The sequence below is a fragment of the Pseudothermotoga sp. U03pept genome (genome assembly GCF_051235805.1).
Taxonomy (GTDB): Bacteria; Thermotogota; Thermotogae; order Thermotogales; family DSM-5069; genus Pseudothermotoga_B.
The window spans coordinates 1,392,157-1,415,283 of sequence record NZ_JBPNXV010000001.1 but is presented as its reverse complement, the minus strand read 5'-3'; the positions used below and the strand labels follow the sequence as shown (position 1 = coordinate 1,415,283).

The 23,127-nt window shown below is 44.6% G+C and carries 24 protein-coding genes; 12 read left to right on the top strand and 12 right to left on the bottom strand.

Going from position 1 to position 23,127, the window contains the following annotated elements; translation table 11 throughout:
- Position 1: 1 nt before the first annotated feature.
- The 5 genes from rsxE to ACSFC1_RS06990 are packed head-to-tail and all read left to right on the top strand — an operon-like array spanning position 2 to position 3,712.
- Positions 2-610 (top strand): electron transport complex subunit RsxE, encoded by a 609-nt coding sequence (gene rsxE / locus ACSFC1_RS07010; RefSeq protein ID WP_435565392.1) that lies wholly within the window; start codon positions 2-4, stop codon positions 608-610.
- Entirely contained in the window at positions 607-1,182 is a 576-nt protein-coding gene (gene rsxA / locus ACSFC1_RS07005) for an electron transport complex subunit RsxA (RefSeq protein WP_435565391.1), read from the top strand. The genes rsxE and rsxA overlap by 4 nt, the downstream gene beginning before the upstream one ends.
- 9 nt (positions 1,183-1,191) lie before the next feature.
- Positions 1,192-1,479 carry an RnfABCDGE type electron transport complex subunit B gene (locus ACSFC1_RS07000; protein WP_435565390.1) on the top strand — a complete coding sequence of 96 codons (288 nt, stop codon included), beginning with the start codon at positions 1,192-1,194 and terminating at the stop codon, positions 1,477-1,479.
- A complete protein-coding gene (dprA, locus tag ACSFC1_RS06995; protein ID WP_435565389.1) occupies positions 1,466-2,482 on the top strand; it encodes a DNA-processing protein DprA in 1,017 nt (338 codons plus the stop codon). Before ACSFC1_RS07000 ends, dprA begins: the two co-directional genes overlap by 14 nt.
- 12 nt (positions 2,483-2,494) lie before the next feature.
- Positions 2,495-3,712: an acetate kinase gene (locus ACSFC1_RS06990; protein ID WP_435565388.1), complete on the top strand. Its 1,218-nt coding sequence runs from the start codon at positions 2,495-2,497 to the stop codon at positions 3,710-3,712.
- On the opposite strand, the gene ACSFC1_RS06985 is transcribed toward ACSFC1_RS06990, so the two are convergent.
- From ACSFC1_RS06985 to aspC, 4 genes are read right to left on the bottom strand one after another with little or no spacing between them, the layout of a single operon-like run.
- On the bottom strand, positions 3,699-4,388 hold the full coding sequence (locus ACSFC1_RS06985; RefSeq protein WP_435565387.1) for a tRNA1(Val) (adenine(37)-N6)-methyltransferase: 690 nt from the start codon (positions 4,386-4,388) through the stop codon (positions 3,699-3,701). The two genes, ACSFC1_RS06990 and ACSFC1_RS06985, sit on opposite strands and share 14 nt — an antisense overlap.
- The gene (locus tag ACSFC1_RS06980) at positions 4,360-5,931 is read right to left on the bottom strand and encodes a hypothetical protein (RefSeq protein ID WP_435565386.1); all 1,572 of its coding nucleotides are present in this window, start codon (positions 5,929-5,931) and stop codon (positions 4,360-4,362) included. Before ACSFC1_RS06980 ends, ACSFC1_RS06985 begins: the two co-directional genes overlap by 29 nt.
- A complete protein-coding gene (locus tag ACSFC1_RS06975; RefSeq protein ID WP_435565385.1) occupies positions 5,924-7,654 on the bottom strand; it encodes an ABC transporter ATP-binding protein in 1,731 nt (576 codons plus the stop codon). Before ACSFC1_RS06975 ends, ACSFC1_RS06980 begins: the two co-directional genes overlap by 8 nt.
- Positions 7,655-7,661: 7 nt before the next feature.
- On the bottom strand, positions 7,662-8,801 hold the full coding sequence (gene aspC / locus ACSFC1_RS06970; protein WP_435565384.1) for an aspartate aminotransferase: 1,140 nt from the start codon (positions 8,799-8,801) through the stop codon (positions 7,662-7,664).
- Between the two features lie 66 nt (positions 8,802-8,867).
- Between aspC and ACSFC1_RS06965 the strand changes: the two genes are divergently transcribed.
- Entirely contained in the window at positions 8,868-9,581 is a 714-nt protein-coding gene (locus ACSFC1_RS06965) for a hypothetical protein (protein ID WP_435565383.1), read from the top strand.
- Here ACSFC1_RS06965 and ACSFC1_RS06960 read toward each other — a convergent pair.
- Positions 9,578-10,246: a thioredoxin family protein gene (locus tag ACSFC1_RS06960; RefSeq protein ID WP_435565382.1), complete on the bottom strand. Its 669-nt coding sequence runs from the start codon at positions 10,244-10,246 to the stop codon at positions 9,578-9,580. The genes ACSFC1_RS06965 and ACSFC1_RS06960 overlap by 4 nt on opposite strands.
- A gap of 13 nt (positions 10,247-10,259) precedes the next feature.
- Positions 10,260-10,910, bottom strand: a complete 651-nt coding sequence (locus ACSFC1_RS06955; protein ID WP_435565381.1) for a cytochrome c biogenesis CcdA family protein — start codon at positions 10,908-10,910, stop codon at positions 10,260-10,262.
- A 141-nt stretch (positions 10,911-11,051) separates the two neighbouring features.
- Here ACSFC1_RS06955 and ACSFC1_RS06950 point away from each other — a divergent pair, with 141 nt between their 5' ends.
- Positions 11,052-12,263 carry an S-layer homology domain-containing protein gene (locus ACSFC1_RS06950; protein WP_435565380.1) on the top strand — a complete coding sequence of 404 codons (1,212 nt, stop codon included), beginning with the start codon at positions 11,052-11,054 and terminating at the stop codon, positions 12,261-12,263.
- Positions 12,264-12,344: 81 nt separating this feature from the next.
- A complete protein-coding gene (locus ACSFC1_RS06945) occupies positions 12,345-12,989 on the top strand; it encodes a CBS domain-containing protein (protein ID WP_435565379.1) in 645 nt (214 codons plus the stop codon).
- A 22-nt stretch (positions 12,990-13,011) separates the two neighbouring features.
- Here the strand turns inward: ACSFC1_RS06945 and ACSFC1_RS06940 are convergent, their stop codons facing one another.
- From ACSFC1_RS06940 to obgE, 6 genes are read right to left on the bottom strand one after another with little or no spacing between them, the layout of a single operon-like run.
- A complete protein-coding gene (locus ACSFC1_RS06940) occupies positions 13,012-14,838 on the bottom strand; it encodes a PEGA domain-containing protein (protein ID WP_435565378.1) in 1,827 nt (608 codons plus the stop codon).
- A 13-nt stretch (positions 14,839-14,851) separates the two neighbouring features.
- Positions 14,852-15,517, bottom strand: coding sequence for a hypothetical protein (locus tag ACSFC1_RS06935; protein ID WP_435565377.1), 666 nt, complete (start codon positions 15,515-15,517; stop codon positions 14,852-14,854).
- Positions 15,518-15,543: 26 nt separating this feature from the next.
- On the bottom strand, positions 15,544-16,914 hold the full coding sequence (locus ACSFC1_RS06930; RefSeq protein WP_435565376.1) for a Do family serine endopeptidase: 1,371 nt from the start codon (positions 16,912-16,914) through the stop codon (positions 15,544-15,546).
- Positions 16,911-17,846, bottom strand: coding sequence for a tRNA dihydrouridine synthase (locus tag ACSFC1_RS06925; protein WP_435565375.1), 936 nt, complete (start codon positions 17,844-17,846; stop codon positions 16,911-16,913). Before ACSFC1_RS06925 ends, ACSFC1_RS06930 begins: the two co-directional genes overlap by 4 nt.
- Positions 17,847-17,874: 28 nt before the next feature.
- On the bottom strand, positions 17,875-18,468 hold the full coding sequence (nadD, locus tag ACSFC1_RS06920) for a nicotinate (nicotinamide) nucleotide adenylyltransferase (RefSeq protein ID WP_435566007.1): 594 nt from the start codon (positions 18,466-18,468) through the stop codon (positions 17,875-17,877).
- Positions 18,452-19,759, bottom strand: coding sequence for a GTPase ObgE (obgE, locus tag ACSFC1_RS06915; protein WP_435566006.1), 1,308 nt, complete (start codon positions 19,757-19,759; stop codon positions 18,452-18,454). Before obgE ends, nadD begins: the two co-directional genes overlap by 17 nt.
- A gap of 76 nt (positions 19,760-19,835) precedes the next feature.
- Between obgE and murB the strand changes: the two genes are divergently transcribed.
- From murB to ACSFC1_RS06895, 4 genes are read left to right on the top strand one after another with little or no spacing between them, the layout of a single operon-like run.
- Positions 19,836-20,696, top strand: coding sequence for a UDP-N-acetylmuramate dehydrogenase (murB, locus tag ACSFC1_RS06910; RefSeq protein WP_435565374.1), 861 nt, complete (start codon positions 19,836-19,838; stop codon positions 20,694-20,696).
- A complete protein-coding gene (locus ACSFC1_RS06905) occupies positions 20,693-21,277 on the top strand; it encodes an IMPACT family protein (RefSeq protein ID WP_435565373.1) in 585 nt (194 codons plus the stop codon). The genes murB and ACSFC1_RS06905 overlap by 4 nt, the downstream gene beginning before the upstream one ends.
- Positions 21,274-21,822, top strand: a complete 549-nt coding sequence (locus ACSFC1_RS06900) for a hypothetical protein (protein WP_435565372.1) — start codon at positions 21,274-21,276, stop codon at positions 21,820-21,822. The genes ACSFC1_RS06905 and ACSFC1_RS06900 overlap by 4 nt, the downstream gene beginning before the upstream one ends.
- On the top strand, positions 21,819-23,126 hold the full coding sequence (locus ACSFC1_RS06895) for a phosphoglucosamine mutase (RefSeq protein WP_435565371.1): 1,308 nt from the start codon (positions 21,819-21,821) through the stop codon (positions 23,124-23,126). The genes ACSFC1_RS06900 and ACSFC1_RS06895 overlap by 4 nt, the downstream gene beginning before the upstream one ends.
- Position 23,127 lies beyond the last annotated feature (1 nt).

Sequence of the window (23,127 nt, the reverse complement as noted above, 5' to 3'; positions counted from 1 at the left end):
AATGAGTTCACTAAAGGAATTCACAAAAGGTTTCTTCAAGGAAAACCCCACCTATGTGCAAGTACTCGGGATGTGTCCAACATTGGCAGTTACGACTAATGCCATAAATGGACTTGGAATGGGTCTTGCAGCCACGAGTGTTTTAGCACTTTCAAATATCGCGATCTCTTCGATTAGAAAAAGTGTGCCAAAAAACTTGAGAATACCAATCTTCATAACCCTCATAGCAACCTTTGTCACAATACTCGATCTTTTGATGCACGCCTTTATCTATGATCTGTGGAAGACACTTGGACTTTTCATCCCTCTCATTGTGGTGAACTGTATAATAATGGGACGCGCCGAGGCTTTCGCTTCGAAGAATGGTATATGGGCTTCATTCTTGGATGGTCTTGGAGTTGGACTTGGTTTCACTGGTTCTTTGGTGCTCTTGGGGAGTATCAGAGAACTATTGGGAAACGGGACTATCTTTGGCATTCAGCTTTGGGGTAAAGCCTTCAATGTTTTCGTTATGATACTACCACCTGGTGGGTACATGACACTTGGACTTCTGGCTGCATTGTTCGCTTTCATAGGCTTGAAGCGTAAGCAGAGGGGTGAGCAGAAATGAGAGTCTTCCTCATACTCTTTTCTGCACTACTGGTGAACAACTATGTTTTCATAAGATTTCTTGGGATCTGTCCATTCCTCGGCGTTTCAAAAAAGATGGACACTGCCGTTGGAATGGGCTTTGCCGCTACCTTTGTGCTTGTGATGTCTTCAGTGATCACCTGGTTTGTCAACAAATTGCTCATCGCTTTGGGCGTACAGTTTCTGCAGATTGTCACCTTCATACTCGTCATAGCGACCTTTGTTCAGTTTGTCGAATTCTTTCTCAAAAAGAACAGCCCTGGTCTGTACGAAGCACTCGGAATATACCTACCTCTCATCACGACCAACTGTATTATTCTCGGTGTTGCAATCTTGAACGCACAGGCAAATTACTCTTTGCTTGAAGCAGTTTTTCATGCACTTGGTGCTGGAATAGGATTTCTCCTTGCTTTAGTCATCTTTGCAGGCATTAGAGAGAGGCTTGAACTTTATGATGTACCAAAACCGTTCGAAGGACTTCCCATGGCTTTGATACTCGCTTCGATTATCTCGATGGCGTTCATGGGTTTCCAAGGCTTGATAAAGATGTGAGGTGATAGAATGCTCGTTCTGTACTCGACAGTTTTGCTGAGCATCCTCGGTTTTGCCTTTGGTACATTTCTCGCTTACTCTGCCAAGAAATTCGAAGTGAAAGAAGATCCAAGGGTGGAGATGATAAAAGAAGTTCTTTCAGGTGCTAACTGTGGTGCATGTGGCTATGCCGGTTGTGAAGCCTATGCAAAAGCAGTAGTCGCCGGCAAGGCAACCTATGACATGTGTATACCCGGAAGGCCCTCTGGTGTGGCAGACAAGATAAAGGAGATCATGCAAAAGAATGCTCCCAATTGAGATCTTTGCGCTTTCTTATTTTGGTAGATTCTCATTAGAGGAGATTGAGAATCTCACAAAGTCGTACGGTTCGATCTCGGAGCTTTTAGAATCTGAATTCATGGGATTCAACGAGCGCTTCAAAGCACGCTATGATGAGAAGTTCGTTGAAGAGCAGGAAAGAAAGGTTGAACAGCTCGGTGTAAAGCTCGTGACTTTCTGGGATGAGGATTATCCAAAGTTGCTGAGGAGCTCTATTGCGCCACCTGCCGTCCTTTTTTGCTTAGGCGATATTAAACTTCTAAACGAAAACTGTGTGGCTGTTGTCGGAACTAGAAGGCTAACAAGTTATGGAAAGGTTGTGACAAAGAGAATTGTGACTGATCTTGTGAAAGCAAATCTTGTTGTTGTGAGTGGAATGGCTTTGGGCGTTGACAGTGAGGTACATAGAGTAGTTCTTGAAAACGATGGAAAGACCGTTGCGGTACTCGGCACTGGTGTCGATGTGTGTTATCCGTCCTCTAACAGACTCATCTACCAGAGGATACTGAGAAATGGATGTGTGGTCAGTGAGTATCCACTTGGTACAAAGGCTGCAAAACAAAACTTCCCTGCTCGAAACAGAATTATCGCAGGCATCTGCAGAGCAACGATAGTCACCGAAGCTCCTGTGGACAGCGGTGCTTTGATCACAGCAAGAATGGCTGCTGAGATTGGCAGGGACGTCTTTGCGGTACCAGGAGATATAGACAGAGTCATGAGTGAAGGCTGTAATTGGCTTTTGAAGATGGGTGCAATTCCTTTGACAGATTCTTCTCAGATATTGGAGTACTACGGTGTGAATCTTCGAAAAGATCAGACAAGAGACGAATTTCTTCAACTTTTCACAGATGGTCCTCTTCTTGCTGAAGAGATAGCCGAGAGATTGAAGATGGATCTCTCGCAAGTTCTTTCGAAGTTGACAGAGTACGAACTGAGTGGTTCCGTGGTGAAGTTACCCTCGGGACATTATAATAAACTTTGAGGAGGGAGTTCCGTGAAGATACTCGTTGTGAACTGTGGAAGTTCATCGGTGAAGTATCAATTCATCGATATGCAAGGTGAAAAGGTGCTCTGCAAAGGTCTTGCCGAGAGAGTTGGCATTGAGGGTAGCAGGCTTGTTCATCGCGTCAACGCGGATAAACACGTGATTGAAAAGCCTATGAAGGACCACGAGGAAGCTTTGAAGTTGATATTGGAAGTCTTGCTTGATCCTGAAATTGGTGTGATAAAGGATCTCTCTGAAATCTCTGCTGTTGGTCACAGGGTTGTCCACGGCGCCGAACGTTTTGCAAGTTCTGTTCTGATCGACGACGAAGTCATGAAGGTCTTAGAAGATAACGTCCATCTTGCACCGTTACACAACCCGCCGAACATCATGGGAATTCGTGCTGTGCAAAAACTCTTGCCAAATGTCCCCAACGTTGGAGTCTTCGACACCGCTTTTCACCAATCGATGCCCAAGAAAGCTTTCTTGTACCCAATACCTTATGAATTCTATGAAAAATACAGAATAAGAAGATACGGTTTCCATGGCACGAGCCACAGATATGTCTCCAGAAGGGCAGCCGAGATACTGGGAAGAGATTATTATGACTTCAAAGTGATCACCTGCCACTTGGGTAACGGTGCGTCGATAGCAGCGGTCAGGCACGGCAGATCTGTTGACACCTCGATGGGCTTTACACCACTTGAAGGTGTAGTAATGGGAACGAGATCTGGAGACATAGATCCGGCAATTGTGATCTACATGCAGCAAAATCTTGGCATGCCGGTGGATAAGGTCTATGATCTTCTGAACAAAAAGAGTGGAATGCTTGGTTTAGCAGAGCTCAGCTCCGACATGAGAGATATCGAAGATGCAGCTTGCGCTGGAAATGAAAAGGCTCAGATGGCTCTGGATATATACGTTTACAGAATAGCCAAGTACATCGGTGCCTACGCGGCGGCAATGAACGGCGTTGATGCCATAGTTTTCACCGCCGGTGTGGGAGAAAACTCACCGTACGTACGCGAAAAGGTGTGTACGTACCTTGGTTTCTTGGGTGTGAAAATCGACAGGACGTTGAACGATGTCAAAGGAGTTGAAAGAATCATCAGCACACCAGATTCGAAAGTCGCCGTTGTGGTAGTTCCCACCGACGAAGAACTCGTAATAGCAAGGGATACGAAGAAGATCGTCGAAAGTGGTATAAAGGAACTCAAACTCTTTTGAGAACGATTGGGGGCTCGACGAGTAATTCGATGCCCCCATTTTTCACTCCTTTGAGTAGAAAAAATTGTGCGTTTTTCTGCGGATTTCCATAGATTGGTAACAGTCTTTTCGGTTGGAGCTTTCTTTCGAGAAACTCACTCAACCAGAAAACTATATGAGTTGGCGGCAGTATATAGACGAATGTGCCTTTGTTTCTGAGCAGATATCCCGTTGCATCTATGAACTGCCTTGCGGTTTGAATGTCACAGCTTCTTGTACTACTTCTCAGAAGATCTGGGCTCGGTATGCTCGTCAGGTGATGCGGTGGGTTTGCGACGACCATGTCGAAAGATTCTGCCTTGAAAACACTCGTCACTTCTGAACAAGAGAGGTTGTAGACGATCATCTTTTCTCGCAAGTTGTTCATTTCAACTGTTCTCTGTGCCAGACTGGCAAGAAATCTGTCCTTTTCGAGAGCTACCACGTTTCGCTTGTACGTCAAGGCAATATAGGCTGAGACAACGCCTGTTGCTGCACCAAGCTCGATGACCATCTTCTGGGCTTTGGTGGGCTTAGCGTACCAAGCCAAAAGTGCGGTTGCGTGAGTTGGACGGTATGATCTGCCTGCATCGGGTAACTTGATCGCTTTCAAAAGGTTTTCGTCGAAGTCACATGGCAAGGATCTCTGACCTTCCAACTTTGATTACCTCTCCTCGAAATTCAGTCTTGGAAAGTCTGACCCTCGAGTCTTTCACATACATCGCCGTGGTGGAAGTGATCTTATTTGCAAAACTGTTGAAAACAGAATAGCCAGAGATCGTTACTGCAATATCACCACTGAATTCGGTACTACGGGCTCTCAATATCGAGTAGTCTTGAACTTGGACACATCTGCTTCCAGAGATCCAGCTATCGATGAGTTCAACAACCGAAAGATTGCTGACGAAGAGTGGAAGATCTTGTGAGTAGACTGAAGTTGAATAAAGCCTACCTTTTGAAAGACTCGAGACGTTCAAGTGATTCAGCTTTGAGTCTTTCACCACGAACTGTGAAGTGTTTTTGATCAAGAGTTTTCCAATATTACATGAGTTGATCCAAAGTTTCCCGACATTTGTCATCTCGATCATCTGTGCTCGTACATCTTTCAGAGATATCGCTGCTGCTCTGGTGATTGAGACAGTTGCCTTTGAAAGATCGGTATTTGAAATCCATACCATGGAAGACCCTGCGATTACCACATTCGTCTCTATTCTTGCTCCGATGAACGCAACTCTTCCTTCATCGGCTATGGTCAACTTGCCGTAGCCGGCTATCTTCGAACCGCTTTCGGCTATGAGTGTGCCTTTGAGTATCAATTCGCACCCTTGAGGTATCTTCAGTGTGGCATTCTGTTTTAGCAGTACTGTCTCAGATGATGGAATGACTACCTTGCCAAAGACATTGTACTCACCAGATTCAAAGATGCCACTGCTGAAGGTTATGAGATTTCCAGCCGAGATTCTCGCAGTAGTTTTCACTGAATAGTGCAGAGCAGGAAAGCTTTCATTACCAGCAGTATCTAAGTCACAGACAAAGGAAAAATCTCTCTCTAACTGGTTCTTCTTGAGGTCTTCTTGTTTCATTTCACTGTTCGTCATGTAATAAACACGATGCGTACGATCGGAGAATATCTTACCTGATTGAATACTCGGTGTTGGTGGTATCTGCGGAACGACGGTGAATCTGTAGGTTTTATCAATTACATTCGAACCGCTATCTCTACAAACCACCCTGAGTCTGTGTTCGCCGGAATGCAGCAAAAAGGTATCTATCACAATCGATCTGTTTTCCAGAACATCAGTTCTCTTACCATCTACATAAGCTCTTATTGTCAACTTGGAAAGATCGTCCCAGTCGTCTATTAGTGACAGAGGAAGAACTACTCTATCTGCAGGCAGATATGCCGGAACACTCAGTGACAGCTTTGGAGGTTGATCTTTTATCGCACTGATTTTCATTTCGATTTGAGTTTGTTCTTTGCCATCTTTCACTGGTGTTAACTTTATGTCCGTCTCTGATCCTTTTTGCCATGGTATTCTGATGTTTTGGGCATCCACCTCGAAGGTAATCTGGTCGATCGTTATCTTAAGTGAATCGTAAGATTCAACTCCTGTTATGATCAAATGAGATTGTTCGAAATAATAGCCCACCGAGAACAACGAGGAAGAAATCAACAGTATCGCCAAAAGCAACTTATTCACACTCAAGCTCCTCCTCAATCATCTGTTTTCTGTACATTCGTGAATACATTTGCTCATTTGCCATCAATTCCTCGTGAGTTCCCATCTCAACGATCTTGCCATCGTCTAAAACCACTATTAGATCGGCATCTCTGAGTACCTTAAGCCTATGAGTTATGACGATCATTGTCTTTTCTCTGTAATTCTCTCTCAAGGCGCTTATGATCTTTTCTTCTGTCTCTGGATCAACCGCAGAAAGACAGTCATCGAAGATCAAGAGGTCTCTTTCTGTGTAAAGCGCTCTGGCTATCGTGACTCTCTGTTTCTGCCCACCGGAAAGCGTGACACCTCTTTCACCTACAATGGTGTCGTAACCTTCTGGAAATTTCTCTATTTCACTGTGAACGGAAGCAAGTTTTGCATAGTTAACGACCTTGTCCAGTTCGATATTCTGCTGTGCAAAGGCAATATTTTTCTTGATCTGGTCTGAGAAAAGGAAAGATTCTTGAGGTACAAAGGCGATCAAGCTTCTAAGATTCGTTGATGATATATCGTTGATATCGACACCGTTGATGAAAACCTTTCCTCTTTCAACGGGATACAACTTTGCAAGAACTCTCACCAAAGTGGATTTTCCACTTCCAACGGTGCCTACTATGCCAACCATATCTCCCTTTCTAAAGGAAAGGTTAATCTCTTTGAGCACATCTCTGTTTGTCCCTGGGTAACGGTATGTGAGGTCTCTGAACTCTATCTTTTCGATCGCGCTTATTCTCACGGGAATTTCAGGCTCATCAATTTGAGGTTTCTGTTTGACTATCTCCATCAGCCTTTCATGAGAAGCGCGGCCACGCTGAATCATGTTCAAAACCCAACCAAGTGCCATCATGGGCCATGTGAGCATACCCAGATAGGAATTGAAAGCGACGAATTCTCCGAGTGTCACCAAGCCGTTTATAACCATTTTCCCACCAAAACTCAAGGCGAGAACTTGCGACATAGCTGCAAAAAAGGTCATTAATGGGAAAAAGAGCGAAGAAACCCTTGCAAGGGACATCGCGCTCTCGTAATTCCTCATAGATCTGTCGTTGAACATCTGGTGGATTCGATCGTTGGCTGAGAAGCTTTTGATGATCCTGACACCTAAAATGGTTTCCTCGGTCAATTCGCTGAGCGATGAATATTCTTTCTGCACTTGCATGAACCTTCTGTGTATCATTCTGCCGAAAAACAGTGCTATGAAAGCGAGACCTGGCAAGGGGATAGTCGACAGCCATGTGAGGCGCCAGTTGACTGTTCTTCCCATGAAGATCAAGGTCATTATTGCCATGAAGGTCGCATCAACAGACAGCACAACACCTTGTGCTAATGCCATTCTCACAGCCTGTAGATCGTTGGTGAGTTTTGCCATCAGATCTCCACTACGGTTTTGGTCGAAATAACCCGGTGTGAGAGATAACAGCTTTTCGAACAGAAAGTTTCTCGAGATGTACTCAAATCGCCTCGAGGCACCTATGATGAAATATCTCCAGAAAAACCTCAAGATCGCCATGCCCAACGCAATGCCCATTATCCAAGATATCATCAAAGAGATCATACTCTGATCTGGTTGAGGTTGTTTCAGCTGATCTACTACACGCCCTATCAACCTTGGGATGAAAAGCTGAGACAAATCAACCAGCACCAGAACGAAGATTCCGATCACATAGTGGTGCCAGTACCTTTTCAAGAAACTCTTTATCATTTCAGTGTCACCTTCCAATGAAATTGCCTATTCGTTTGATGCCCTCTTTGAGAAGTTCTTCGCTGGTTGCAAAAGACAGTCTCACAAAACCTGGGGCATTGAAAGCAGAACCAGGCACCAGTGCAACATGCTCTTTGTTCAAAAGATTCATGCAGAAATTCACATCATCCTCGTCAAACTCCCTGACATCAACCAGTACGTAGAAAGCACCCTCCGGTCTGCGATACTTCAATCGAAAGTCAGAAAGTAGCGAGCATACCAGATCCCTTCGTTCTTTGAATCGCGCCTTCATGTAAGAAGTGTCGACCTCAAAAGCCTTCAAAGCAGCATACTGGGTAATGCTGTTTATATTCGAAGTCAAGTGAGCTTGTACCTTTGCTGCTGCCTTTGCAATCTGCGTTGGCGCGACAAGATAACCTATTCTCCAACCGGTCATTGAATGAGATTTGGAAAAGGCATTGACCAAAACAGTTCTGTCGCCTTTGGTTATTGCGAACAAAGAAAGATGTTCTTGATCGTAAACCAACGGCTCGTAGACTTCATCACTTATGATCAACAGATCGTGTTCTTTCGCTATCTCATAAATTCCAAGAAGGGTCTTTTCATCGTAGACAGCCCCTGTCGGGTTGTTCGGGCTATTGATGATTATCGCCCTTGTTTGCTTTCTAACAGCTTTTTCGATCTCATCAGGCTTGGGTATAAAACCCTCTTCGAAATCTGTCTGCACGTGCACCGCTTTACCACCCAGCAACAAAACCATTGGTTCATAGCTAACCCAACATGGATCGATCAAGATCACTTCATCTGACTGGTTCACAACAGTTGCCAGTACGTTGAATATCGCTTGTTTCCCACCATTGCAAACTACCACCTGTTCTGGCGTACAGCTCACACCAAATCTCCGAGCTACATGATCTGCTATAGCCTTGCGAAGTTCAGGTATTCCAGAAGAATCGGTGTACTTGGTCAGTCCCATATTGAGTGCTTCGATTGCAGCCTCCACTATGGGTTGAGGGGTTGGAAAGTCTGGTTCACCCGCTGTAAGGTTTACCACATTCACACCCTTCTTTTTGAGCTCTTGAGCAAGTGCGTTGACCTCAAGGGTTTTTGAGGTAGGCATGGAAGAAACATTTGTTGAAATGCGCATCTCTAAAACCTCCTGGTTTTTCATTCATCAACAAGTGATATTATAACACTATGGGGGTGAATTGACTTGTTACCCTTCGAAGAACTGATCAACAATGCAAATCAACATTTATGGCTTTTGTTGGACAGCTGGTATGTTGTGATACCGATCTGTGTTTTCTTGATCTTCGCTGCAAAGTTCGTTGAGAGAGTTGCTGTTAGCCTTTTTGGTTTTCTGCTGGGCGGTTTTGTAGTCTATCCAATCCTTTATGATCGATTCGAAGTTTTCAGAAATTGGGTTAACGACTCTCAGATTGCGCAATATGTAGCTTTTTTCGTCATTGGAATCGCTTGTGCGATCGCGCTCTATGTGCTCTTCAAAGTCTTTGTGTTCTTAGTGGGTTTCTTTGCAGCTGCAGGTGTAGTTTACTATCTTGCAGACTTTCTGGTGAAAAGATTTGAGATCCTGCCGAAGATGAACGACTTTGTTCAGCAAAACTGGTTTCCAATATTGTTGGGCATATGTGCGATCTTTGGAGTTATAGCAGGACTATTCGCCATGAGGAGAAGCTCCTCGATCATAGCAATACTGAGTCTTTTGGCAGCATCGATAATTCTCGCAGTAGAAGCAATCGGTTGGGTCTATTATCTCGCCTCAAAAGACGTGGAAAAAACCGTTGAACTCTTTTCCACAGTCTATGGTTTGGCAGTCTTGATTGTTATCTGCCTTGTTTTCTTTTCTTTTGGAATATATCTGAACTTTGCCAAAAAGAGAAAGAAAATCGAAAAGAACTCTGATTAATCTTGCTTTATCACCAAGACCCTGAATACACCAGCCTTTGAAAGTTCTTCACCGAGGTCTTTCTTTCTCGTCACATAGACTTTGTACGGGTCAACACTTTGTGGAAGTGCCTCCACACTGATCGAGTTTGGATCGTTTTTCAGCACAAAGTTCGCCTCTTCATCTGTAACGAACAAGATCATTCTTTCCCCTTGAAAATCATCTTTTCTTTTCAAATACTGTTGGAAATCTTCTTCGACTTCTTGATAGACATACCGCAGAACCTGTGCAAAGGTACTCGCCGGAAGATATCCAGGCAGATAAACCAAAGGAGATGCTTCGGCTGTAAAAAACCATGTTACTGGAACGCTGTTTACTTGAAAGGCTGAGAAGAGTTCAGAATAACTCATTGGCTTTCCAAAAGCCGATGTCTTCTTTCCATAATCGAAAAGCGCTTCTGCAAAGATGTAGTTTGCATATATCAATTGTTTGACTGTTTTGTCTGTAAGGGTTTCGTCCTTCAATTTCTTGCAGTATGGGCAGGTTGATGTGGTGAAGAGTATTGCAAATTTCTTCTGTTCGATTCTCGCCAGACGTACTGCCACGTCTAAGTCTGAAAACAGAATCGATTGACTGAGTAATACAGTTGCAACCACCAGAATTAAGAAAACCGATTTACTTCTCATGTGATCACCTCTTTCATATGAAGAATCTGCCGAGCAGTATCATCGTGCCAATGAAAAACAACAAAGCCGATGCTGCATACTTTAGAAGTTTCTCCCAAACAGGTGTTTTCAGAGTGACCTTCGTGAACAACTTCGAGATGAGACCACCGATACTGAGAAATGGAATCGAGATTCCAAGCGAATAAATGAACAACATGAAAGCACCTTTGAGAGCACTTGCTTTAATAGAGGCTATTATCAAGATAGAAGCAAGCACAGGACTTGCACAGGGTATCCACACAAGACCGATTCCAACACCTATGCCGACTCCAGCCAGAAAGCCTCCAGATTTGAAGCGATAAAGGTTTAGCCCTTTGAATTTGAGAAATTGAATTTGAAACAAGAAAAGCACAGCCATCAGCAAGATCACAGAGCCAGCAAGGTATCTCATGATTGTGCGATCGATCAGCAAACCAAAGGATCCGCTGAGCGCACCTAAGGCTGAAAAAGTTGCTGAAAGGCCTACAAAGAAACCAACTATTCTCAGAAAGGACTTGACCCCTTTTTCAGAGATCAACAGAGCGATGAAAGTTGGTATCAACGGTATTGCACAAGGGCTGAAGAATGACAGAAAACCATGTACAAAAGCAGTGAGTATATCTACTTGAGTGATAGAGATTGCCATACTATTCCTCCAAATTCAGACTGTATTTGTCTAAATTATACCATAACGTTTTTGTTCAACGCAAGGAGAATTTTGGTTGTCTAAAGAATGATCAACGTGGTAAGATATAACAAGAAAAGCATTCAGTGGAGGTGAAAGTTCATGAAGAAGGTTCTCTTAGCAGTTACACTGCTTGTTGCGGCTCTTGTTTATGCGCAGAGTTTCTCTGATGTTCCGGTCAATCACTGGGCATACGAGGCTGTGACGACACTCTCTAAGTTAGGGATAGTTTCGGGGATGCCAGATGGTACTTTCCAAGGTAACAACCCAATGACACGCTATCAAGTTGCTGTGGCTTTGAAAAAACTTCTCGATTACCTCACTCAACAGATGGAGAAGACAACATCTGCTGCAGATCTACAGACTTTGATCAAGAGAATCTCTGCTGTTGAAGACCTTGTCAGTACAGCTCTCAACAGAGCACAAAAAAGCTCCGAACAGATTGCAGCAACAGATCAGACACTTCAAACAGTTCTAGCAGAGATCTCGAATCTCAAATCGACGGTCGTTGAGATTGCACAGGTAAAGAAAGATATGCCCACGATGATTGCGGCATCTGAAAACAAGATGCTGACGATGTACAATCAACTTTCTTCAAAGGTTTCACAGGTTGAAAAGAGTGTTTCGGATCTACAAGCACAGATTTCTTCACAAGTCATGGCACAGCTCAAAGGGAACATAGATTCGATCAACGCAAATCTCTCTTCACTCAGCAGCAAAGTAGATTCGCTCTCTGCCAGAATAGACAGTGTTGCAAAATCCATCGATCCAGTCAAAACAGATCTCGCAACACTTGGCAAGAGAATCGATGCAGTTGAAAGCAATATTCAGGTGCTTCTGACACTCAGAAAGAGCTTCAGTGATCTTGAATCAAGGGTTGCAGCGCTCGAAACAAAGGTAGCCAGCGACATTGACTCTCTCAAGAAGGCACTAAACACAACGACGAATCAGTACGACGCAAGACTCTCGCTCCTCGAGGGGCAGGTCGCATCACTTGCAACAGATGTCGAAAAAATCAAGAAAGATGTTCAGGATGCCGCACAAGCCGCTAAGAAGGTCTCGGTACTCGAAGGCAACGTCAGTACAATCGCAGGACAGGTTGTCTCTTTGAACCAGAAGACCTCTCAGCACGATCAAGACATAGCGGCACTCAAGAAGACGGTAGACAGCAAACCGTGGAAGAGCGATATTGATTCAGCCACTGTGCAGCTTTCAAAGAAGATCGATGATGTCTACAACATGGCTTTGATAGGCGTTATTGCTGGTGCTGCTGGTGCTGTTCTCGGGTTGCTCGGTATGTTCATGGGTCAGTAGTTTGAAACTCTTGTGAGAAAGGACCCTTCGGGGTCCTTTTTTCATGGAAATAAGGTAAACTCATCACAAGGGGGTGTTTCTGTGTTCGTCAAAGATGTTATGACTACAGAGGTGATAACGATTTCACCAGAGGCAACTTTCTCTGAAGCGATGGATTTGATAAGACAGAAGGGAATAAGGAGATTGCCGGTGGTGAAAAACAACAAAGTCGTTGGCATCATCACAGAGAAAGATCTGCTGTCTGCCTCGCCTTCACAGGCAACAACCTTAGATGTGTGGGAACTCACGAATCTTTTGAGCAGACTTAAGGTGAAACAGATCATGAAAAGTGATGTAGTACACGTACATCCCAATACACCAATCGAAGATGCCGCAAAGCTCATGAGTGATAGAAAGATAGGTTCATTGGTCGTGCTGCAAGAAGAAAAACTCGTGGGAATCATTACAGAATCTGATATCTTCAAAGTTTTCATCAACATGCTTGGAGCAAGAGAGCAAGGTTTAAGGTATGTCTTGAGAGTTCAGAACGTTCCTGGCATTTTGTCCAGAATACTTTATTTGATGTACCAATGCGGAGGGGATTTGATCTCTGTCACAACTTATGAAAAATCGCAGGAAGAGTACAACGTGGTCATAAAGGTTCGTAACATGAATAGGCAAGATTTTGAACGAAGGTTCTTAGAGGGTATACCGTCTGCTTCAATACTCGACGTGAAAGAAAGCTAAAGGGGGCAGACGCCCCCTTTGTTCACTGAATGGGCCTAAGCGTTGTGCTCACCGAAACACTCTTTCTGTCCACTTTCAACGTGATGAGCTCTGCATAATACCCACCTTTGATCAACACCAATTGGTAGGTTCCATAGTCAAGATCCAGTTTGAGTGGTGTCATACCTTTGAGATAGCCGTTGATGTAAACAAGAGCATTACTCGGTGAACTGTTGATCGAGACCGTTCCAACCTTTTGTATAGGCTCGAGTGTGAGCGTCACATTCTTCGTTTCATTCGGTGCAACCCGAAGTTCGGTTTTGGCATCTTCGTAATCTGGTAAGCTTGCAACGACAGTGTGAGTGACATTTGCATCAACCTCAACTCTCAAACCATTCGGACCGGCTACACCCGCATATCTGCCGTTCACATAGACAGAGGCGTTCACTGGATTGGTGAAGATGTTTAGAAAACCAGTTCTTGGTATGGGTACGAGTGTGATATCAACCCTTCTTGTCTCTCCAGAGGAAAGATTCACATTAACGGCCGCTTCCTGGTAATTTGCGAGCTGTGCGATGATCGTATGCAGTCCTGGATCGACTTCAACACTCAAGCCTGTAGAGCGTGTCACTCCAACGTAGTTGCCATCAACGTAGATCGCTGCCCCTGTGGGTGTGCTGAAGATGTTCAAAACACCTTTTCTGATAATTGGCACTAATGTCAAATCGATCCTTCTGACCTCACCTGGGTCAACGGTCACTATAGAGCTGGCATCTTGGTAGTTTGTGAGCCTTGCTGTGATTGTGTAGGTGCCAGGTGCCACGCTGATGCTCAAACCAGCTGGTCCTGCCGTACCTCTCAGCTGGTTGTTCACGTAGATCGAAGCACCACTTGGAGAAGTGAAGATATTCAAAGTGGCTTGCTCAGCCCTCAATGTGAGGTTGATCGTTTTTGTTTCACCTGGTGCTATCGAAAAGCTCTGCTGAGCTGCCGTATAACCTGCCATCGTTGCAAGAACTGTGTGCTGTCCTGGTTGAACCTCCACTTGAAGTGGACTGACACCGATGTAAGCACCATCGAGGAATACTTGAGCTCCAGCTGGCGTGGTGTTTATGTTGAGTATCGTCTTCTGAATGAAATTGCCTGTGACAACAACAGTCCTTCCGGCTGTGACGAAGAAGGTCTCCGTTATAACATTGTTCTGCCAGTAGAAGGTTGCAAAGTGCTGACCTTCATCGAGTTCAACTCGTGCTGGAGTTCTGCCAATGTACTTTCCATCCACATAGACGTAGGCACCAGTTGGATTGGATTCAAGCTGTGCAATGCCAGTCCTTGCGGCTCTTCCGACGTAGAAGTATGTGATGTCGCTTGCCCACTCACCAGTCAGATAAGGGATGATCTGTCTTTGGACATAACTCTCTGCATCCTGTGAAAGCATGGGGAATGACTGAGTCGTGCCAAGGTTCTTCAGCTGTTGAATGATTGGAAGAAAGGTTGTCGAAGCTATGATCTGAATGAACTCCTTGCCTTCTGGTGGTGAGACCTTGAAAGAGTAAAGATTCGATATGGGAAGTTTGTAAGTTACGTTCGGAGCGATGTAGTTGTTCGAATCGTACTTGTTCGGGAACAAAAGCGTGATCTTTCCATCAGTGCGAATGTCGTAGATGAGAACATAACAGCTCTTGTTTGCTTTGAAGAAGATGTTCAGCGACTCGTTCTCTTGATAGACAGAGCCTTCCGGTTTGTTCAGCCACACCTTGACCTCAAGCTCGCTCGGCTGTGGAACGATTATGATGTTTTTGAGTTGCATATCTGCAAAGACAAAGCTTGCGATCAGCAAAGCTAAGAGTACCACAAATGCCTTCTTCATCTATATCCCCCCTTCATGGGTGTATAGGGTATATGACTCGTGCATCGACAACTTTGTCATCATCGATTCTAAAGAACGCAAAGCCCTTGTTTGTGATCGAAGACATATTCTTGGGAACGACGAAAGCATTCCAGTCACGATCAACTTGAACCTTTGTGACTTTGTAGACTTGATTTGTAGTGTCCTTTTCGAATTCAACAAGGACATAATTAGTTTTAGTTACTTTCGCCTGTCTATCCTCACCTATGTACAAGTCCCAGTTGAGCGATTCATCGAGCCGCAGATACATGATCAAGGTGCCTGAGAAGGTCGTTTTACTCGCGCTGATCGTATTTTTAATTTGGTCTAATTGGTCTAACCCAGTGCCATAATTTCCAATATACTCATTGTTTAGATAAACATTCTTGTCAGCTACTGGTGGATATTCAGGAGATTCAAAAACAGTCATTCTTTCATTAAAGTCCTCTGGCTCATTATCAAAATCATACCAAAGCATCAATATATCCTGTGAATCACACCAGCTGGCGAGATTTCTTAGAGTGGTATCTACATTATTCGCCGTGACTTCTACGATGTTGTGAGCAACGCTCGCTATGGTTGTTAGTATTGATCCACACGAACTGAGTATTAAGATGCCAATCAATGCGGCTATGAGTAAAAGCCATTTTAAACCTTTCATTGAACCACCCCCTCGAGGTTTTCACCTCATCTGTAGGTGAAAGAGTAAATCATCTTTGCTCCTTTTCGATAGACGAAGATCGCTACAAAATCTCCTTGTTTGATCTTGCTGACGATTCCATTCCAGTCACTCACGGAGTTGATCGGATAGTTCTTGCCGTTGACAGCAAGTTGATAGATCACATCTGCCTTCTGAATCTGTGAAAGGGTTTTTGATTCTCTTACAATGACACCGCTGAGCGAAGCAGGCAGTGAATAGCTTTCTCTGTCAGAATCGGTGATTTCATCTATGACTATTCCAACGAATTCCTGAGCCGCCTGTGTTGTCTGAGTGCTTTCGTCTGTAGATGCACCGAGTGTGACCTTCAAGGTGATCTCTTTGCCAGATCTGTTGACAACTATTGTTACGACATCACCAGGTACATGGCTGTGTATCAACGAAACGAGTTCTGAGTCGCTTGCCACCGAAATGTTGTCAAACTTCACAACCACGTCGTTCTCCCTCAGCCCTGCCTTTTCAGCCGGAGAGTTTTCGAGCACCTGAACTATCAACACACCTTGGTTTGTTTTCAAACCCATTGCCTTTGCGAGGTTTTCCGTCACAGTCATCAACCTGACTCCAAGGTACGCCTTTTGTGTCTTTCCCGTCTCAATGAGCTGGTTTACAAATCTCTTGACTGTGTTTATTGGTATTGCAAAACCGAGGTTCACCGCTTCCGTTGGATTGATGATCGCTGTGTTAATGCCGATCACCTGACCATGAATGTTCAGCAGAGGTCCACCGCTGTTGCCAGGGTTGATCGCAGCATCCGTTTGTATCAAATTCGTGTAATATCCAGAGCCGTCTGGTTTTGGAATGCGCCTACCGGTTGCGCTCACAACACCTATGGTAACGGTGTGCTGAAAACCAAGTGGGTTTCCAATCGCAATCGCCCATTCACCGATCTTCAGGGTATCGGAGTCACCGAATTCCAACACCGGCAATTCTCTGTCGGGTTTGATTTTCAAAACGGCGATGTCGAGTTCTGTATCTCCACCTATGTACTCTGCTTTGTAGTTCTTACCATCCAGCAAGGTGATTGTTATCTCCTTAGCGCCATTTACGACGTGTTCGTTGGTCAATATGTAGCCATTCTTGTCAAAGATGAAGCCAGAACCCAGGCTTGTACTCTGCTGTGTGCCACCGAACGGGTTGTAGCCAAACCAACGCTTGAAGAACTCCTCCATGAATGGATCGAAGTAAGGCGATGTGGTGTACTTGACTGCTTCTACCTTCACCACAGCTGGAGCACACTGTTCAACCACCGCTACCACTGGACTCTGATAATCTGGATTCAGATAAGCAAAAGTCACCAGAGTGGTCAGCAAGATCACAAAGACCATCAAAGATTTTCTCATGTGCAACACCTCCTACTCTGACTGTCTTCAATCCATTCGACTACCTCATTGTTACATCCGTTCATTAGAAAAGTATTAAAGAACTCCTCGATCATCTCTCTGGCTTGACTCTCTGTGTTTGCTTTTGTGAACCTCTCCCTAAACTCTCTGGCTCCTTTTATTCCGTGCGTGTACCCGGCTACAAATTGGCGCATCTTGTACACAGATCTTTCACCTTCTTCCTCAACTTGCATCTTCAAGTGCTTCAAAAACATCTGTTCTATCTCTGGCACAGAAGGTGTTCTGCCTTGAACAATCTGTGCAAAGATCCAAGGTTTTCTCAGAGCACCGCGGGCTATCAGAACAGCTTGGGCACCAGATCTCTCAATGGCTTCTCTTACATCTTCTGGCTCGTAGATATCTCCGCTTATTGCCGTTGGTAGAGTGTATTTTGAGAGCTTCAAGTCCCAGTAAGCTTCTCCTGAATACTGTTGCACGACGGTTCTTCCATGAACTTCGACTGCATCTGCGCCTGCTTTTATGCAGGTGTTGAGTATTGCATCCAGTTCATTTTCTTCAAAGCCAACTCTGACTTTAACAGTAACAGGAACCTTCACCGCTGTCTTGACACTCTGTATGATCCTCTCAAGTCTTTGCAGATCCCTCAGAAGGGCGCCACCTGAACCTTTTTTGATCACCTTTTTCACGGGACATGCGGCGTTTATATCGATCCATTTTGCGTATGGTTCGACTATCTGTGCCGCTTGAGCCATCTTAAAAGGGTCGTTACCAAAAAGCTGCACGGCGACGTTAATCTCATCCTTAGGAAGCATCTTTTCAACTACTTTGAAGTTTCTCAGTACACTCTCGGCACTGATCATCTCCGTAAAGGAGAACTCTGCACCCCACATGGTGCAGATCTTCCTGAAGGCTCTATTCGTGATGCCAGACATCGGAGCGATACCTACGATTCCAGGGTAACTAAAACTGGTAATATTCGATCACCTGCTTTTCTATTCTTGAATCCACCATACCTTTTATCGATTTTCTCTCTCTGACTCTCTTTCTTATCTCTGTCGAAGACAACTGAATTAGAGGTGCTTGTAGGAAAATGATCTGTTCGTAGAACTCTTTGAGTACCTCTCTTGCATGCATTTCATGAGGTCTATTGCAATATCTCGGGTAGACCACAAAATGACAGATCTTCAGCAGTTCTTCGTAGTTGTACCACTTTTCGATGTAAGACAATGTGTCTTCACCTGTTACGAAATATGGTTTTGTGTTGTGAATCTGAGAGAAATGCAAAACGGTGTAGAAAGAATAAGAGATATCCTGGCGGGTTTTTTCGTAATCGCTGACGATTATTCGCTGGTCTTCAAAGATGATTTTACACCATTCAAACCTCAAATCATAGGGAGCGAGGTCGTTCGGTTTGTGTGGTGGAATATAGGTTGGTATAATGTAGAGCCTCTGCAGATTCAGAAGTTCTACGGCGAACTGTGCAACGATAAGATGTCCTGTGTGTGGTGGGTTGAAAGAACCACCAAAGATCCCTATTCTATTCTCTGTATTCAAAACTGTGGTTCCCAATCCAGACAGTATCACCATCTTTTGCCCCCATCTCTCTAAGTTTCTCGCTTAAACCGTTTTTCTCGAGTATCTCCAAAAACCTTGCAACTGCGTCTCTCTGGTCCAAAGAGTATCTGCTCAACCAGTTTTCAACTTGCTGCGAGTAGATCTCGTAACCGTCGGTTGTCTTTCTTATCTGAAAATCGAATTTCTCTTCTATCTTCCTGTGAACGGGTTTTGGCTTTTCAAAGGCTGGAATGAACTCCTTTTCGAGCGACAGTTTACTTTTGCCAACCATTTCAAAGATCCTCTTTTTCAAAACCTCGATGTTCAATCTGAGCAAAGCAGAGACAGGATATACCTTTTGATTGGCGTGTTTCTCGAGGGCTGAGATTCTCTCCTGCAACTGCTTTTCATCTAAAAGATCGATCTTGTTTGCCACTAAGATCTGTGGTTTCTCGCTCAGCTTCTGACTGTACTTGTGCAGTTCATCGATGATGGTGTCGTAGTCTTTCAGAAAATCTCTGCCTTCAGAGCACGAGATGTCCACCACGTGAACCAAGACACCGCATCGCTCGATATGCCTCAAAAAAAGATTTCCAAGTCCAGCACCCTCACTGGCTTTTTCTATTAAGCCGGGGATATCAGCCAAGAGGAATTCATGCGTTTGATCTATCTTCACCACTCCCAAGTTTGGTATCAAGGTGGTGAAAGGATAATCTGCGATTTTGGGTTTTGCGTTGCTCATTGCCGCTATCAAAGAGGACTTGCCAACATTTGGAAAACCTATCAACCCTGCGTCTGCCAACAATTTGAGTTCGAGTTCAAGCCATCTGGATTCTCCTTCGTCTCCTTTTTCTGCTATCCGCGGTGCCCTTAGAACACTCGTTGTGAAATGGAGATTTCCGCGTCCTCCTTTTCCACCACGTGCAACACAGACCATCATGCCCGGTTTATCGAGATCTGCCAGAATTTCACCACTTTCAGCATCTTTCACCACTGTGCCAACCGGCACGTCTATGATGAGATCCTTACCGCTCTTGCCCGATTGCTTTTTTCCTTTACCGTTTTGTCCATCCTCCGCCACGAACTTCTTCTGGTGTTTGAAGTTCAGCAATGTCGAGAGATTGAGATTGGCACGCAAGATGACAAACCCACCATCTCCACCATCTCCACCATCTGGTCCTCCCTTTGGAACATATTTTTCTCTTCTGAAACTCACCACGCCATCTCCGCCGTCGCCGGCTTTGACGAATATTCTAACCTTGTCGACGAAATCTTCCCTCTGCAAGAAGATCACCTCTTTTGCGATCTGATTTTACTACACAACCCGGCAAATGGTCGTCTAAAGGGAGGGTGATATAATTCTACCGATGGGTGAAGACAGAGAACTCTGCGAATACAGATTTGATGAACCATTGAACAAACATACGAGTTTCAAAATCGGTGGCTGTGCGAGAATCTTTGTTCAGCCAAAGACGACGCAAGCTCTTCTTTGTGCTTTGCAGAACTTTCAACAGGCAAGACTCCTTGCAAAAGGTACCAACGTTTTACCTCCTGATGAAGGTGTTGAATCGGTTGTGAGTACACTTGGGCTGAGCAGATACCAGCTGAACGGTGATCTGATCGAGAGTGAGCCGGGCGTTCTGCTCTCTACACTGTGCAAGGCAGCTGCACGAGAGGGATTGTCTGGACTGGAGTTTGCCTATGGGATACCTGGCACAATCGGTGGTGCCGTATACATGAACGCCGGCGCCTATGGTGGTGAGATTGGCGAAATCGTTGAATATGTCGAGGCTTATAACGGCAACGAGGTTTTCAGACTCGACAGATCGCAGATGGAGTTTTCATACAGATCGAGTGTCTTCAAGAAAACGGGCTGGGTCATCTTGAAGGTTGTATTGAGATTACGTCGCGCAGATCGTGAAAAGATCGAAAAGACGATGGAAGAGATTATGAGAAAACGAATTTCGACACAACCATTGGATCTACCGAGTGCCGGTAGTGTTTTCAAAAGACCAAGACAGGATTTCTACGTTGGCAAGGTCATCGAACAGCTTGGGTTGAAAGGCTTTCGAATCGGTGATGCGCAGATTTCTACCAAACATGCCGGGTTTATCGTCAATCTTGGTAATGCCAAGGCAAGTGATGTTAAGCAGCTCATAGGTGTTGTTCAAAAAAGGGTCTATGAGAACTATGCGGTACACCTTGAACCAGAGGTGGAGATCTGGTGAAGCAACCTTTTGGTATATTGGAAGAATCAACAGCAAAGTTGAATGTGCAACGTTCTCAGTTTTATTCCCATATCTTTGAGATCGACACCGTGATGCAGGCGAAGGAGAAGATAAAAAGGCTTTCAAAGTCATACAGCGATGCGACGCACCTCTGCTGGGCTCTCAGGGTCCTTGAAAAAGAACTGGTGGAACTTTGTTCAGATGGTGGAGAGCCCAAAGGCACAGCGGGTTTTCCTATTCTGAACGTGCTGAAAGAACATGACCTGATAAACGTTTGCTGCGTTGTGATAAGGTACTTTGGTGGTGTCAAGCTCGGTGTTCGCGGTCTTATCGATGCCTACTCTGAAGCGGCACGCCTTGCCGTGAGAAGCGTCAAGATAGTGCCTTTGACGAAACTTTTTGAACACACCTTTTTCTGCAAATACGATCAGCTCGGTGAAGTACTCAGGATCATCAGACAAGCAGATGGCAAGATTGAGAGAATAGAGCAAGGTGAAATAGTCACAGTGCAAGCCCTTCTGAATGAGAAGATCGAGCGGTTTGATCCGCAAATCGTTGAGAAGCTGGTGAAGATGTTGTGAGAATTGAAAAGTTTTTGCTGATAACATTGACTGTCTTTGCCTTTCTGTTCTTGATGAGTTTTCAAGCCTATCGTTCAGTTCAACAAAGATTAAACAGGTATGAGAAGCTTACTAAAGCTTACGAGCTGTATTGCCTTGGAAAGTACGAGGAATTTTCTAAGTACGTCGATCAGCACAGGCTCAAAGAGCTGTCATACCTTCTCGGCTCGATCAAAGATCAAAGCTTTCAAAAAGATTACCTTACAGCGCTGAAGGAGTTCAACCTTGGTAACTTTGCCTCTGCGGCAGAACTTTTCAAAAAGGCATTGGCTCAGATAGATCGAAAGGACACGCGCTATGGTGAAGTACTCTATTATCTGTCTCTATCTTTGGCAAACGGCAATAGGTTTCAAGAAGCCAAGATCGAACTTGCAAATTTTCTGGATCTCGAAGCTTCGGTTTACAGAGAAAGAGCTTTGTTACTTTTGATCGATCTTTACAAAAAGACAGGTGAGTTATCGAAAGCCCAGCAGGTGGAGAAAATACTTCAGGAGGTGAAGAAATGAGAGAGCTCTTTGGAACCGATGGGATAAGGGGCATTTTCAACGAAGACTTGACAGAAGATTTAGCCTACAAGGTGGGATTGACGATCGGTGAAATGCACTCAGATGGCAAGTTCTTGGTTGTACGCGACACGCGTGAATCAGGTGTTGCCTTAGAACAAGCAATCGCCAAGGGAATTGCGAAAAAGGGGGCAACAGTACTTTTGGGGGGAGTTCTTCCAACACCTGCGGCGGCACTGATAACAAAGGTAAAGAATTGGTTTGGCGTTGTGATATCTGCTTCACACAATCCCTATTACTACAACGGTATAAAACTGATGAAGGCGGGCTTCAAACTCGCAGATGAAGAAGAAGCACAAATTGAAAGTAGACTTACACAAATAACTGATTCTGCACTTTACAGTTCGGGCGAGATCGTTGAATTCCCTGAGGCCGAGGAACTCTATGTGCAGATGATCAGCCAACTCTTCGCAGATCTTGATTTCAGTGGTGTTTCAGTAGCAGTAGATGCTTCCAACGGCGCTGCCTATAGAACAACACCAACTGTCTTAGAAAAACTTGGCATGAGGGTTGTCTGCTATTACAACGAACCAGACGGAAGGAATATAAATGAAAACTGTGGTTCATTGCATCCAGAATCTTTAGCACAGAAGATCTCTGGATTCGACATCGGTGTACTTCACGACGGTGATGCAGATAGATGTATTCTTCTGAGTAAAGATGCTAAAGAGATCAGCGGTGACAAGATCATGGGCGTTGTTGCTCTATCGATGAAAAAGGAAGGTAGGTTGCAAAACGATCTTCTCGTTGCAACGATCATGAGCAATTTGGGTCTTGAGTTGTTTTTGAAAGAACACGGCATCGGAATGATCAGAACAAAGGTGGGAGATCGTTATGTGCTCGAAGAGATGCTCAAATCCAAAGCAAATATCGGTGGTGAAAGATCTGGGCACATAATCTTTTTGGACAGATCGACTACGGGAGATGGTTTGATAACGGCTTTGGAGTTCATCAAGGTGATGATCCTATCTGGGAAGGATTCTTCCGAATTAGAAGCCCAGGTTGTCGACCTACCTCAACACATGGTGAACGTTGAAGTCGATGACAAAAGGATCGCAGATCATCCGAAATTAAAAGAAAAGGTTTCTCAGTTGCAACAAAGCGGTTTTAGAATCGTTGTAAGGGCATCGGGGACAGAACGGGTCGTAAGGGTTATGGCAGAGGGACAAGATCTTCTGAAAACCAAAATGATCGCAGAAGAGATAGCCGACATGGTGAGGTCCTTAGGAGGTGCTCAAAGAAGGTGAA

Bases quoted from the DNA above. Each gene is read 5' to 3' on its own strand.
- rsxE (WP_435565392.1), top strand. From the start codon at position 2: ATGAGTTCACTAAAGGAATTCACAAAAGGTTTCTTCAAGGAAAACCCC.
- rsxA (WP_435565391.1), top strand. From the start codon at position 607: ATGAGAGTCTTCCTCATACTCTTTTCTGCACTACTGGTGAACAACTAT.
- ACSFC1_RS07000 (WP_435565390.1), top strand. From the start codon at position 1,192: ATGCTCGTTCTGTACTCGACAGTTTTGCTGAGCATCCTCGGTTTTGCC.
- dprA (WP_435565389.1), top strand. From the start codon at position 1,466: ATGCTCCCAATTGAGATCTTTGCGCTTTCTTATTTTGGTAGATTCTCA.
- ACSFC1_RS06975 (WP_435565385.1), bottom strand. From the start codon at position 7,654: ATGATAAAGAGTTTCTTGAAAAGGTACTGGCACCACTATGTGATCGGA.
- aspC (WP_435565384.1), bottom strand. From the start codon at position 8,801: ATGCGCATTTCAACAAATGTTTCTTCCATGCCTACCTCAAAAACCCTT.
- ACSFC1_RS06960 (WP_435565382.1), bottom strand. From the start codon at position 10,246: ATGAGAAGTAAATCGGTTTTCTTAATTCTGGTGGTTGCAACTGTATTA.
- ACSFC1_RS06955 (WP_435565381.1), bottom strand. From the start codon at position 10,910: ATGGCAATCTCTATCACTCAAGTAGATATACTCACTGCTTTTGTACAT.
- ACSFC1_RS06950 (WP_435565380.1), top strand. From the start codon at position 11,052: ATGAAGAAGGTTCTCTTAGCAGTTACACTGCTTGTTGCGGCTCTTGTT.
- ACSFC1_RS06940 (WP_435565378.1), bottom strand. From the start codon at position 14,838: ATGAAGAAGGCATTTGTGGTACTCTTAGCTTTGCTGATCGCAAGCTTT.
- ACSFC1_RS06935 (WP_435565377.1), bottom strand. From the start codon at position 15,517: ATGAAAGGTTTAAAATGGCTTTTACTCATAGCCGCATTGATTGGCATC.
- ACSFC1_RS06930 (WP_435565376.1), bottom strand. From the start codon at position 16,914: ATGAGAAAATCTTTGATGGTCTTTGTGATCTTGCTGACCACTCTGGTG.
- ACSFC1_RS06925 (WP_435565375.1), bottom strand. From the start codon at position 17,846: ATGTCTGGCATCACGAATAGAGCCTTCAGGAAGATCTGCACCATGTGG.
- murB (WP_435565374.1), top strand. From the start codon at position 19,836: ATGGGTGAAGACAGAGAACTCTGCGAATACAGATTTGATGAACCATTG.
- ACSFC1_RS06895 (WP_435565371.1), top strand. From the start codon at position 21,819: ATGAGAGAGCTCTTTGGAACCGATGGGATAAGGGGCATTTTCAACGAA.